Annotated in this window: 11 protein-coding genes and 1 pseudogene; 5 read left to right on the forward strand and 7 right to left on the reverse strand. The window is 63.2% G+C overall.

The annotated features are described in order from the left end of the window. Window positions 1-13: 13 nt before the first annotated feature. From PF1751_RS29120 to PF1751_RS29900, 3 genes and pseudogenes are all read left to right on the forward strand, one after another. Window positions 14-151: a hypothetical protein gene (locus PF1751_RS29120; RefSeq protein WP_010209731.1), complete on the forward strand. Its 138-nt coding sequence runs from the start codon at window positions 14-16 to the stop codon at window positions 149-151. After that, window positions 148-1,326: an acyl-CoA dehydrogenase family protein gene (locus PF1751_RS15755; RefSeq protein ID WP_044287335.1), complete on the forward strand. Its 1,179-nt coding sequence runs from the start codon at window positions 148-150 to the stop codon at window positions 1,324-1,326. Before PF1751_RS29120 ends, PF1751_RS15755 begins: the two co-directional genes overlap by 4 nt. Before the next feature lie 14 nt (window positions 1,327-1,340). Next, a pseudogene (locus PF1751_RS29900) lies at window positions 1,341-1,463 on the forward strand (dihydrofolate reductase); the annotation flags it as partial. A gap of 68 nt (window positions 1,464-1,531) precedes the next feature. Here the strand turns inward: PF1751_RS29900 and PF1751_RS15760 are convergent. From PF1751_RS15760 to PF1751_RS15780, 5 genes are all read right to left on the reverse strand, one after another. Then, window positions 1,532-2,305 carry an energy transducer TonB gene (locus PF1751_RS15760; RefSeq protein WP_010209729.1) on the reverse strand — a complete coding sequence of 258 codons (774 nt, stop codon included), beginning with the start codon at window positions 2,303-2,305 and terminating at the stop codon, window positions 1,532-1,534. Beyond that, the gene (gene tolR / locus PF1751_RS15765; protein ID WP_021492721.1) at window positions 2,302-2,748 is read right to left on the reverse strand and encodes a protein TolR; all 447 of its coding nucleotides are present in this window, start codon (window positions 2,746-2,748) and stop codon (window positions 2,302-2,304) included. Before tolR ends, PF1751_RS15760 begins: the two co-directional genes overlap by 4 nt. 15 nt (window positions 2,749-2,763) lie before the next feature. Further along, window positions 2,764-3,456 carry a protein TolQ gene (gene tolQ, locus PF1751_RS15770; RefSeq protein ID WP_010209725.1) on the reverse strand — a complete coding sequence of 231 codons (693 nt, stop codon included), beginning with the start codon at window positions 3,454-3,456 and terminating at the stop codon, window positions 2,764-2,766. A 46-nt stretch (window positions 3,457-3,502) separates the two neighbouring features. Further along, entirely contained in the window at window positions 3,503-5,368 is a 1,866-nt protein-coding gene (locus PF1751_RS15775; RefSeq protein ID WP_031291138.1) for a phytase, read from the reverse strand. A 65-nt stretch (window positions 5,369-5,433) separates the two neighbouring features. Then, entirely contained in the window at window positions 5,434-7,947 is a 2,514-nt protein-coding gene (locus PF1751_RS15780) for a TonB-dependent receptor (RefSeq protein WP_044287336.1), read from the reverse strand. A gap of 381 nt (window positions 7,948-8,328) precedes the next feature. Here PF1751_RS15780 and PF1751_RS15785 point away from each other — a divergent pair, with 381 nt between their 5' ends. Continuing rightward, window positions 8,329-9,243 carry a GGDEF domain-containing protein gene (locus PF1751_RS15785; protein ID WP_044287337.1) on the forward strand — a complete coding sequence of 305 codons (915 nt, stop codon included), beginning with the start codon at window positions 8,329-8,331 and terminating at the stop codon, window positions 9,241-9,243. A 1-nt stretch (window position 9,244) separates the two neighbouring features. Further along, window positions 9,245-10,282 carry an AraC family transcriptional regulator gene (locus PF1751_RS15790; RefSeq protein WP_044287338.1) on the forward strand — a complete coding sequence of 346 codons (1,038 nt, stop codon included), beginning with the start codon at window positions 9,245-9,247 and terminating at the stop codon, window positions 10,280-10,282. Here PF1751_RS15790 and PF1751_RS15795 read toward each other — a convergent pair. Continuing rightward, window positions 10,269-11,150 (reverse strand): LysR family transcriptional regulator, encoded by an 882-nt coding sequence (locus PF1751_RS15795; protein WP_044287339.1) that lies wholly within the window; start codon window positions 11,148-11,150, stop codon window positions 10,269-10,271. The genes PF1751_RS15790 and PF1751_RS15795 overlap by 14 nt on opposite strands. 199 nt (window positions 11,151-11,349) lie before the next feature. Then, window positions 11,350-11,967 carry an isochorismate family cysteine hydrolase YcaC gene (ycaC, locus tag PF1751_RS15800; RefSeq protein WP_010209715.1) on the reverse strand — a complete coding sequence of 206 codons (618 nt, stop codon included), beginning with the start codon at window positions 11,965-11,967 and terminating at the stop codon, window positions 11,350-11,352. Window positions 11,968-11,969: the final 2 nt, after the last annotated feature.

Consider the following 11,969-nt stretch of genomic DNA (forward strand, 5'->3'; position numbering starts at 1 on the left):
ATAGGAGCAGAACATGAGCGAGCCACGGCATTTGAAACTGGATGCGCCGTTCCCGGAACTCGGTGACCTGGGTTCCAACAGCCAGAAAGGCGGCTCCGACCGCTACAGCGTCGCCGCCGAGGTTGAAGCGCAGCAGCAGGCGCTGGCATGAGCCAATCCTCGCACCCTGCCCTACGCTCCGTGGAAGTCGCCCACTTCGAAGCCCTGCTCGAACGCCTCACCGTCGAGCTGGCCAGCACCGCGCACCTCTACGACGAGAGCGGCGCCTTTCCCCACGCCAACTTCCAGTTGCTGCACCAACATGGCCTGGTCGCCCTCACCGTGCCCAAGGCTTTTGGCGGCGGCGGTGCCAGCCTGCTCCAGGCGCGCAAGGCCATCAGTGCGATCGCCAAGGGCGAACCGTCCACGGCGCTGATCCTGGTGATGCAGTACTTGCAACACACGCGCCTGCAAGACAGCAAGACCTGGCCCGCCCACCTGCGCACGCAAGTGGCCGAAGACGCCGTGCGCAACGGCGCCTTGATCAACGCCCTGCGTGTCGAACCTGACCTTGGCACCCCGGCCCGCGGCGGTCTGCCGGCGACCACCGCGATACGCACCGCCGAGGGCTGGCGCATCAGCGGCCGCAAGGTCTACTCCACCGGCAGCCACGGCCTGAGCTGGCTCAGCGTGTGGGGCCGCAGTGATGATGCCGACCCACTGGTGGGCGCCTGGTTGGTGCCCAAAGACAGTCCCGGCGTGACCATCATCGACACGTGGGACCACCTGGGCATGCGGGCTACGTGCAGCCATGAAGTGGTGCTCGACAACGTGTTGGTGCCGCTGGACCATGCCGTCAGCGTCAGCCCGTGGAGCGCGCCGACGCCGGAGCTGGATGGCGAAGGCTTGCTGTGGATGTCGGTGTTGCTGTCCTCGGTATACGACGCCGTGGCCCAGGCTGCGCGGGACTGGCTGGTGAACTGGTTGGAAGCGCGTACGCCGTCCAACCTTGGTGCTGCGCTGTCGACCTTGCCGCGGTTCCAGGAAACCGTCGGCCATATCGACACCCTGCTGTTCGCCAACCGCAGCCTGCTTGACGCTGCCGCCGAAGGTCACACGCCAGCCGCCAACGCGGCGCAGTTGAAATACCTGGTGACCCACAACGCCATCCGCGCCGTGGAGCTGGCCATCGAAGCCTCGGGCAACCCCGGCCTGTCGCGCCATAGTCCGTTGCAACGGCATTACCGCGACGTGCTGTGCAGCCGCGTACACACCCCACAGAACGACGCCGTATTGCAAGGCATCGGCAAAGCCGTCTTCGTCCAACGCCAGAAGGAACGTACGTGAGCCCGGTGAGCCAGATCGCGCGGGGCGGGTTGCTGAATCACGAGGCGTTGCGGGATGGGCATCCTTTGTATACCCACCCGAGCGTGAGGTTGTCGCCGCGTACGTCGGCGATTTCCACCAACAGCCGCAATGAGATCTGGAGCGGTATGCGGCGAGCTCCGAACTGGCGAATCTCGCCAACGCCTAACGCGGTAAAAATCTAGGATTATTTGATGCGGTAGTGGAAGGTGTTGCGCACCGCCGGCACCGCTACTGCCTTGCCGTCCACCACTCTCGGTTGGTAGCGGAAGGTATTCGCCGCCGCCAGGGAAGGCCGCATGAACAGTGGGTGGCAGCCGTCCAGCACCCTGGGGTTTTCCACGCGGCCCAGGGTGTTGACGGTGTACTCCACCGAACAATCGCCTTCAATGTTCTTGTCCAGGGCACGCTCCGGATAGTCCGGCGCCTCCTTGCTCAAGGGTTGGTACTGGCGGCTGTCGAATGCCGGCGCAGCGGCCGGGGCTGCAGGGCGTGCGCGTTCAGCGGCGAGGCGCTCCTGGGCCAGACGCTGCTGCTCCAGCTCGCGGTTGCGTTGTTCAGCGGCCTGGCGTTGCTGTTGCTGTTGCTGTTGCTGCTCCAGCTTCCTTTCCTCAACCCGCTTGCGCGCCAACGCGGCTTTTTCCAGTTTTTGTGCCTGGACCTGTGGATCAACGACCGGTTTCGCCGGCACGGGAACCACGACAGGCTCCGGCGCAGGCGCTGCGACCGCCGCCGGCTCAGGCACTGGCACTGGCGCTGGCGGCATTATCACCAACTGGGTATGCATCACCCTTGGCGCTTCCAGCGTGGGTGCTTCCGTCGACCAACCCAGCATCAGCGCCGCCAGCACCCCCACATGCAGCGCCACCGCGAGGCTGGCCGCCAAGCTGTTTCTCCAGAGCCCGGAAAACGCCGGGGGCGCCATCGTCAGCAGCGGACTGTGCATGATCATCGCCGTCATTGCGGGGCCTCGGTCACCAGCCCCAGGTTGCTTACACCACCCTTCTGCAACACCGCCATGGCCGCCACGACCTTGCCGTATCCGGCGTTGTCATCGGCGCGGATGTACACCTGGGTGTCGCTGCGCGCCGCCACCACCTGCGTGACTTTGGCGCCCATTTCATCCAGGGTCACGGCGCTGTCGGTCTGGTGCGTGGTGTCGAGTTCGCCGCCCAGGTTCCAGTAGTAGCCGCCGTCAGCCTTGACCGACAGCGTGAGGATCTGCTGGCGCGTGTCGCTCGCCAGTGCCTCGGCGGCGACCTTGGGCAGCTCGATTTTCACGCCCTGGGTCAACATCGGGGCGGTGACCATGAAGATCACCAGCAGCACCAGCATCACGTCGATGTAAGGCACCACGTTCATCTCCGCCTTGGGCCCGTGCTTGCGTTGTGGCCTGGTCAACATCGGTTTGCTCCTTGTTCAGGCGGCCACGGCCAGGTTGATCGGCGTACCGCGCAGGGTGCGGTGCAGACGCACTTGCAGTTCGTTACCGAAGGCGTAGTAGCGGGTCAGCAAGGTCTGCCCACGTGCCGCGAAACGGTTGTAGGCGATCACCGCCGGGATGGCCGCGAACAGGCCGATGGCAGTGGCGATCAATGCCTCGGCGATGCCCGGCGCTACCGTCGACAACGTGGCCTGTTGCACCTGGGACAAACCGATAAAGGAATTCATGATGCCCCACACCGTGCCGAACAAGCCGATGTAGGGGCTGACCGAACCCACAGTCGCGAGGAATTGCAGACCCTTTTCCAGCTCGATTTCCTGCTCGGTGATCGCCACCTGCAGCGCGCGCTCGACACCTTCCAGCACCGCCGGGTCGTGGCCCTGCAGGTGCTGATATTCCTGCACCCCCGCGATAAAGATCGGCGCAACGCCACCCTCGCCCGCCTGCACGGTTTCGCGGTACAGCGGCTGCAAGTCAGGCGCAGCCCGAAAGCGCAGCACAAAACCTTTCAACTGCCGCTCCAGGCGTCGCAGGACACTGGCGCGCTGGATGATCAGGTACCAACTGAGCAAGGACGCCAGCAGCAATGTGACCATCACTGCCTTGACCAACAGGCTGGCGTCACTGATCAAGCCCCAGATCGTCATATGTTCCATCGTCGCGTGCATGGTTAAGCTCCTATTCGATTAAAAAGTGATGACCGGGTGATGACGCCTACGGCAATTTCAACGCGCGGGTCACGTCGGCCCAGGGCACGAACTTGAAGTTCTGGGTCTGTTCGGGCATGCGCTTGCGCCCGTCCTGCACCACCAGCAGGCCCTTGCTCCAGGGGCCGCCAAGGTTGATGGCAGTGACTTCCAGGCCGTCGGTTTCGGAAGCGCCATCGATCCCTGCCGCCGCATTCAGGCCGACGCGAAAGGCACCGTGCATGGCGAACGGTGGCTCGGCATCCAGCACCAGGTAGCTGTCATTGCCCTGGCTGGAGATCACCAGGTAGTCGCGTTCATCGCTCTGGTACAACGCCAGGCCCTCGACATCCGCATGCAGCTGCGGGCCGACCTTGATCACGCTGGTGAGCGTGGCCGGTTGGTCGGCACGCGCATCCACCGCCCAGACGCCGACGTCTTCTTCACCGATGAACAAACGCTGGCGCTGGTCGTCGGCCACACAGCCCTCGGGTTGGCTGTCGACGTTGAACTGGCGCACCAACTCGCCCTGCACCCGGCCGTCCGGTGCACTCAGGCGGTATTGGAGGAAGGTGCCGTCCTTGCCGTTGGCAATCGCGTAGATCTCACCGCTGGCGGGCTGGAACAGGCAAATGCCATAGATTTCCTTGAGTGGCGTCGGCACTTCACCGGCTTCGCGCAGTTCGCCGCTGCGACGGTCGATGCTGAACAGGCTCAGGCTGTTGTGATCACGATTGCTGGCTACGGCCAGGTCGACGGTCTGCGCCCCGAGCTTGAAGTTGGGGCGCACGTCAACGTTATTCAGGCGACCGACCGCAAGCTCCTGCAACAGCTTGCCGTCGAGGTCATAGGCCAGCAGGCCGTGTTTTTTGTTGGTACCGAGCACGCGGCTGCGGGCCGGTTGTTCGGGGTGAATCCAGATTGCGGGATCATCCGCCGCATCGCCCTGGCGACCGACCGGGTCGGTCTGGCGCAGAGCGGCGACTTCCGGCAATACCGACTCGGTGGCCACAGGCTTGGGCTGCCAGTCGAGTTGGCCTTGGTAGAGCCGACCGGTGTCGTCATCGCGCACCAGCACTTGCTGGCCGTTGACGCTCAGTTGCTCCGGTTCTTTCAGGCCCGGCAGCGTCAGGCTGCCCTGTTCCACCCAACGCTCGCCGGTGTGCTGAAACAGATGCAGTTGGGCAGTCTTCGGGTCCAGCGTCACCAGCCCACCCGGCACCAACGCCATGGCGCCAGCCTCGCGTTTGGGAGCGTCAAACAGCGCCACCGGCGTGCGTTTCACCTCCGCCTCCGGGTGCGCCGGGTAGGCCCACCAGCCGACGTTTTCTTCATTGACCAGCAACTGCTGGGTCGCGTCATCCACCTGGCAGAACTGTGCCGACGGCGGCAGTGGCAAACCACGCACGCGCTGAGGCTCGCCTGACAGCGTCGAACCATTGCCCACCAGCCATTGTTCACCCTTGCCCTCGTCTCCCACCAGGAACACAAACAGGTTGGCGGCTGCGTCGCGGAACAGGCACAGGCCATTGACCGGGTAGTCGCGAGTCGGCAGGTACAGCGGTTTGCCGAAGGTTTTAGCCGAGGCATCGAGGTTCACCAACAGCGCTTGCTGGCGGTCGTTGTCGAGGCTGGCAACCAGCACTTGGTTGCCAGCGGTGCGGGTGTCAAGGCTGCTGAAATTACCGTTGAAGCGGACCAGTTCGGCACCTTTGCCGTCGAGCAGTTGCAGGCCGTTGCGGGTACCGGCGGCCAGGCGCTCAGTGCGGCCCGGCAGGAAAGTCACCGCGTCAGCATTCAGGCTTGGCGCCCAAGGGGTGAGCGCCAGGTCGGCGGCCATGACCGGCGAGCACGCGGCCAACACCATCATTAGGTAGAGCTTGGACATTCTCATGAACAATCAAAATCCTTGTCGTGCAGGAGCGAATTCGCTCGCGCCTACAGTGGAAAAATGGCGAGTTAGAAGTGGGTGAACGTCAGGCCCAGCTTGTAGGTCGGGCCGTACTCTTCGTACTGGCCGTTGTAGCTGCGGTGGCCGGTGTAGACGAAGTACGACTCATCGGTAAGGTTCTGGGCCTCGAAGCTGACTTGCAGGTTCTTGGTCAGTGAGTAGCGCGCGCTGAAATCAACGAAGGTCTGGGCGTCGACGTGCAGGTCGTGGGCCTTGTCGTTGATTGAGGCCAGCTCGTAGAGGTAGGCCGATTTGTAGTTGGCCGACAGACGCAGGCTGAGCTTGTCGTCTTCCCAGCCAAGCATCAGGTTGCCGACGGTGTCTGACTGGTTAGGCAGGCTGATGTTGCGTTTGCGATTCGAACCGCTGGCGCTGTCGAAGCCTTCGATGTCGGCGCTGGAACGGCTGAACGTGGTATTGGCACCGATCAGCAGGCCGTTCCACGGTGCAGGCAGCCAATCGAATTTCTGTGAGTAGGCCAGTTCCAGGCCGTAGAGCTTGGCACTGTCACCGTTGGCATAGGTATGCGCCTCGGAAAAGTTGGCCCAGGCCCCGCTGCCGGCCAGGTCGGTGTTGTAGACGAAGTTCTTGATGTCCTTGTAGAACACAAACGCCGAGACGGTGCCGGCGCGGCCCATGAAGTGCTCGATGCCGAGGTCGAGGTTGCTCGATTCCAGGGGCTTGAGGTCCGGGTTGCCGAAGGTGGCCTCGTCATCGTCAATGACAAACCCCGGCGCCAATTGGCCGAAGGTCGGGCGCACCACGGCTTTGGTCCAGGCCGCGCGCACCTGGGTGTTCTTGTCGATCTGGTAGCGCGCATGCAGGCCCGGCAGCCAGTGGTGATAGCGGCGCTTGGTCTCGGTGGGCGTGAACACGCCATCGGTGGCGCCCGTGCCCTTGGCTTCGAACTCGGTACCTTCGTAACGCAGGCCGGCGATGAAGCGCCAGTCGTCGATATCGATAGTGTTCATCAGGTAACCGGCGTTGATGTCTTCACGGAGGGTGAAGTCGTTGACCCGGGATTCAGTCTCGTCATAGAAGTCTGCGGCGTTGAGGTTGCCGATCAGGTGTTTGATGCTGCTGGGGCTGATGCCTGGCCCGTAGTTGCCCAGGCGGTAGTCCACGTTGCCTTTCTGGAATTGGCTGAGGTTGAGCTGGTCGTCGGTAAAACCGAGGGTGTCGAAGTCTTTGTAGACCCAGGCTTCCAGGTCGTTGTCCTTGTTGCGACGGCTGACCTTGCCGCCGAACTTCACCTGGGACGCATAGCCGCTCAGGTCGTAGTCGCGGGCCAGGTCCAGGCGCAGGTTTTTCTCGGTGTCCTTGGTGTTCTGTTTTTCCCAGTCGACCTTGTCTAGGGTGAAGTTGCGTGCGTCATAGAAGCCGCTGCCAATGATCGGGCGTGGCGTGTCTTTGTCGTAGAAGCCGCTGCTGGCAAAGTCACCGCCGTCGAACGTGGCGCCGGCGATATGCGCCGGGCTGTCTTCACTGGATTGGCTGTAGCCGGCCTGGCCACTCAGGGTCCACAGGCCGAGCATGCGCTCGCCACCGAACACATAGGACTGGATTTTCTGGGTCTCTTCGCGGTTCTTCAGCTTGCGCTTGGCCTCGGCATCGCCCAGTTCGCCGGCGGCGAGTGGGTCGGCAAATTCGATGCTGGTGGCGTTACGGGTCTCGGTGTCTTTGTAGCTGCTGTAGAGGGTGCGCAGGTAGTAGCTGCTGAGGTCATCGGGCTTGTAGTCGAAGTTCAGACCGCCACCGGCACGTTCTCGACTGATGTCGTAGTCGCGCTGTTCGAATTCGTTGAGCTTGGCGCCATTGGTGAAATCCCACGCGCCGCCGGTCTCGACGTTGTCCGAGCCGAAGTCACGCTTCTGCCAACTGAGCGCGGCGGCCACACCGAAGTTGTCGACGCCGTCGCCGAGGCTGAAACGGTTGCTGGCAGCGCCGGAGAATTTCGGGCTGGTCTGGTGGGTGTTCTTGTCGTAGCTGGCTTCGGTGCTCCCGGTGTAGAACAGGCCCTTGTGGTCGAAGGCCGACAGGCTTTGCACATCCACGGTGCCGCCGAGGGAGTTGGCGTCCATGTCCGGGGTGAGGGTCTTGATCACCGACAGCGACTGCACCAGCTCCGAAGGCAGCACATCGAGGGCCACCGCGCGGCGTGCGCTTTCCGGGGCGGGCACCAGGGTGCCGTTGATGGTCACGCTGTTGAGGTCCGGGCCCAGGCCGCGCACGCTGACAAAGCGCCCTTCGCCCTGGTCGCGTTCCACGCTGATACCCGGCAGGCGCTGCGCCGCTTCGGCGACGTTTTCATCCGGCAACTGGGCCACGCCGTCGGCATGCACCACGCTCTTGATGCTGTCGGCGCTGCGTTGCTCCCTGAGCGCCTGATCCATGGCTGCCGCCTGGCCGACCACTTCGACGTGCTCGGTGTTGCTCACTTCGGCCGCCGAAAGCCGCTCGCTGGCAATTGCCAGGGCCAAGGCAGTAAGCGTGAAGCCGACGAGCCCGGTGCGCTTGTACATGCAATCCTCCCCAAGAATCCGTTGGCGCCAGGCAAGAGGCCCGGCAACTGGAAGGGCACGCTAGGGGTGGGGGATGACGGTTCTGTGACAAGGGGTGGCGTGAAGGCCCGTAAACAAGGGCTCTACGCTGGGATTCGATGTGAAATGAGCTGATATGACCTGTGAAGATCAACTGTGGGAGGGGGCTTGCCCTCGATGGCGGTAGGTCAGTCACCTGATTTTCCGCTGACACACCGCTATCGGGGGCAAGCCCCCTCCCCCATTTTTGATTTTCAATGCCTGGACGGATGAGCTGATTCGACCCCTCCCCACCGTCACGCAACCGTCACATCCATCTGCTGTGCTGGCGCCCATCGCTTATTTGCCCAAGGACTCGCGGCCATGTTTTCCGTGCTCAAGCCCCACCGCTGGAAACTCTCCCTGTTGCTGATCGCGGCCAACCTCGGGCTGATCCTGCACCTGGCCTGCGGCGATTTGAAAAGCTTCAGCGAATGGGTGTGGCTGGATATCGTCGGCGAAGGCGGCTCCGCGCTGTTGGCGTTGGTCTGGCTGGGCCTGGTGCTGAAAAGCCGCCCCGCCGGGCGCGTCACCAACTACCTGGCGCTAGGCCTGTCATGCATCTTTTTCTCCTGGTGGATCGACAGCCTCGACGAATTCATCCGCCTGCCCGACAGCATCACCTGGGACCACTGGCTGGAATCCGGACCAATGCCGGTGGGCATGATCCTGCTGACCATCGGCATCTACCATTGGCACCGCGAGCAACTGGCGATCAGCGCGCAGATGGAAAAGCGCGAGCGGTTGTTTCGCGAGCATCGGCTGTTCGACAAACTCACCCCCTTGGCCGGTGCCGACTACCTCAAGCGCCAGCTGGCCGACAGCCTGCAGGACAGCCACACCCAGCAACAACCCCTGTCGCTGCTGGCTCTGGACCTGGACAACTTCGCCGCCATCAACCAGGCCTACGGGCATGCCGAGGGCGACGCGGTGCTGCAGGCCCTCAGCCATTTGTTGTTGCTCAACCTGCGCCGGCAGGACCTGCTGTGCCGCCTGGCCGGCGATCGGTTTGTGGTGCTGCTGCCCAATACCGGCGAGCGCCAGGCCAAGGCGCTGGCGCTGGAGTTGCAACAGGCAGTGCGCGGCCTGGCCCACAAAACCCGGCTGCACGGTGAACGTCTGCAACTGGCGGCGACCACTGCCGTGGTCATGGCCCTGAACGAGCCGCCCCACGACCTGCTCAAGCGCCTCAACCTGGCCCTGGCCAGGGCCAAGCAGCCCCTGGCGAAAAGCGCCTGAGATGGCCGTCAAAACCAGCTGGTACGAAGCCGACAGCCGCTTTATTCCCGGTCACTACCAACCGGCCACGCTGATCGACCTGGCCCTGTCACGGGACATCGACAGCCATCGCCTGCTGCGCGGCACCGGCTTGTTCCACGAAGACATCCTGGCCGGCACTGCGCGGTTGAGCCCGCAGCAGTTCCTCGGATTGATCGGCAACAGTCGCAAGTTACTGGACGCGGATGACAGCAGTTTTCTGTTTGGCCAACGCCTGTTGCCCGGCTACTACGGCGCCGCCAGCCACGCGTTGGGTCATGCACAGAACCTGCACCAGGCCCTGGACATTCTGATCCAGCAACAGGTGTTGCTCAGCCCGCTGGTCACCCTGCAACTGGAGCTGGATGAGCACCACGCCTACCTGTACTGGCTGGACAGTTGCGGCGCCGGTGAACACTGGCGCTTCCTGCTCGAAGCCAGCATGACCTCACTGGTTGCCATGAGCCAATGGCTCAGCGGCGAGCGCCTGCCGTGGACGGCCAGCTTCAGCCATGCCGAACCGCGTTATGTCGAACAGTATTGGGTGCACCTGGGGGAAGACACGCGTTTCGAGCGACCGCTGGACATGCTGAGCATCCCCCGCGAACACCTCATCCGCGCGTGGCCCGGCGCCTCGGCCACCGCAGGCCAAGTCGCGCGCCAACACGCCCGCGAGCAGATCGAACAGCTGGGTTTCACCAGCAGTTTTCTTGATTGTCTCTACGACTACCTGCACGAGCAGGTGCGCCAGCCGCCAAGCCTGGAACAGGCCGCGCACGCCTTCGCCATGAGCCCGGCGACCCTCAAGCGCAAGCTGCATAAACATGCCACCGGCTTTCAGCAGCAGGTTGACCGTGTGCGCAAGCAGGTGGCGCTGCACCTGTATCAGGTCAAGGGTTACAGCAATGACGAAGTGGCGGCGTACCTGAACTTCAACGACGCGGCAAACTTTCGCCGTTCATTCAAGCGCTGGACCGGTAGCACGCCCCACCTGATCCGCCAGCTGTTCAACAGTCGCTAGCCAGGCGTTCACGCAGGAACTCCACCAGTGCCTGCACCGGCCGCGAGCCTTGCCGGTGTTGCGGGTAAACCGCTGACAGGGTTAGGGCCTCGGGGGCGAATTCGTCGAGGACGGTGACCAGGCGGCCGTCCTTCAACGCGTCGCCGACGATAAAGGTCGGCAGGTAGGTCACGCCCAGGCCGGCGATGGCCGTGTCGCGCAGCAGGTCGCCGTTGTTCACACGCATGCGCCCGCTGACGTTCAGCGCCTGCACCTTGCCCTTGAAGCGCCACTGCACCTGACGACCATGGCCGTAGGGCAGGCAATCGTGTTCGGCGAGGTCGTCGGGTTTATGCGGCGTACCGCGCAGGGCCAGGTAGTCGGGGCTGGCGCAGTACACCCGGGGAATGCTGGCGATGCGACGGGCAATCAAGGTGGAGTCTTCCAGGGTGCCGATGCGCAGCACCAGGTCGTAGCCTTCGCCGATCAGGTCCACGGGGCGGTCGCTCAAGTCCACCTCCACCGCGACCTGGGGATAGCGCCGCAGGAACAGCGGCAACAGGCAACCCAGGTGGGCCATGGCAAACGACAAAGGCGCGCTCAGGCGAATGGTACCGCGGGGTTCGCTGTTCTGGCCGGCGATGCCCTGCTCCACCTGCTCGACTTCACTGAGCAGGCGCAAGGCGGACTCGTAGTAGCTCTGGCCGAGTGGCGTGACGTCCAGCCGGCGCGTGGAACGGTTGAGCAGGCGTACGCCCAGGCGGTCTTCCAGTTGGATCAGGCGGCGGCTGACGAACTGCTTGGACAGCCCCAATTGCTCGGCGGCGGCGGTGAAACTGCCGGACTCCATGACCTGGCAGAACAGGCGCATGTCTTCGAAGGGGTTCATTGTCGCTTCTCGGTGGACATTTGCGGTTTTTATAGCGGTTTAGTGGGCACGCCACAAACCAAAATAGGGAAACACGAACAAATGTGGGAGGGGGCCTGCTCCCGAATGCAGTGGGTCAGTCACAGATGCTGGGACTGACACACTGCATTCGGGAGCAAGCCCCCTCCCACAGGGAATTACCTACATCCTTGAAGGCTAGTTACTTGGCAGTGAACGCCGAGTAGCTGTTCATCAGGTTGCGGTAGTTGGGAATGCGCGGCGACAGCAGGTTGGCCAGGCCTTCCATGTCGTTGCGCCAGTCCACTTGCAGCTCGCAGGCCACGGCGAACCAGTTCACCAGTTGCGCACCGGCGGCCGTCATGCGCGCCCAGGCAGCTTGTTGCACGGTTTCGTTGAAGGTACCGGAGGCATCGGTGACCACGAACACCTCAAAGCCTTCATCGAGGGCACACAGGGTCGGGAAAGCGACGCAAACATCCGTCACCACGCCGGCAATGATGATCTGCTTGCGGCCGGTCGCCTTGACCGCCTTGACGAAATCTTCGTTGTCCCAGGCGTTGATCTGGCCAGGGCGGGCGATGTACGGGGCGTCCGGGAACAGGGCTTTGAGCTCTGGAACCAGTGGACCGTTGGGACCGCTTTCAAAACTGGTGGTCAGGATGGTCGGCAGGTTGAAGAATTTGGCGACGTCAGCCAACGCCAGCACGTTGTTCTTGAATTCGTTCGGGGAGAAGTCCTGTACCAGAGAAATCAGGCCGGTCTGGTGATCGACCAACAGGACCACGGCGTCATCTTTGTTCAAGCGCGAGTAAGGCATGG

Source organism: Pseudomonas simiae (assembly GCF_000934565.1).
GTDB lineage: Bacteria > Pseudomonadota > Gammaproteobacteria > Pseudomonadales > Pseudomonadaceae > Aquipseudomonas > Aquipseudomonas simiae.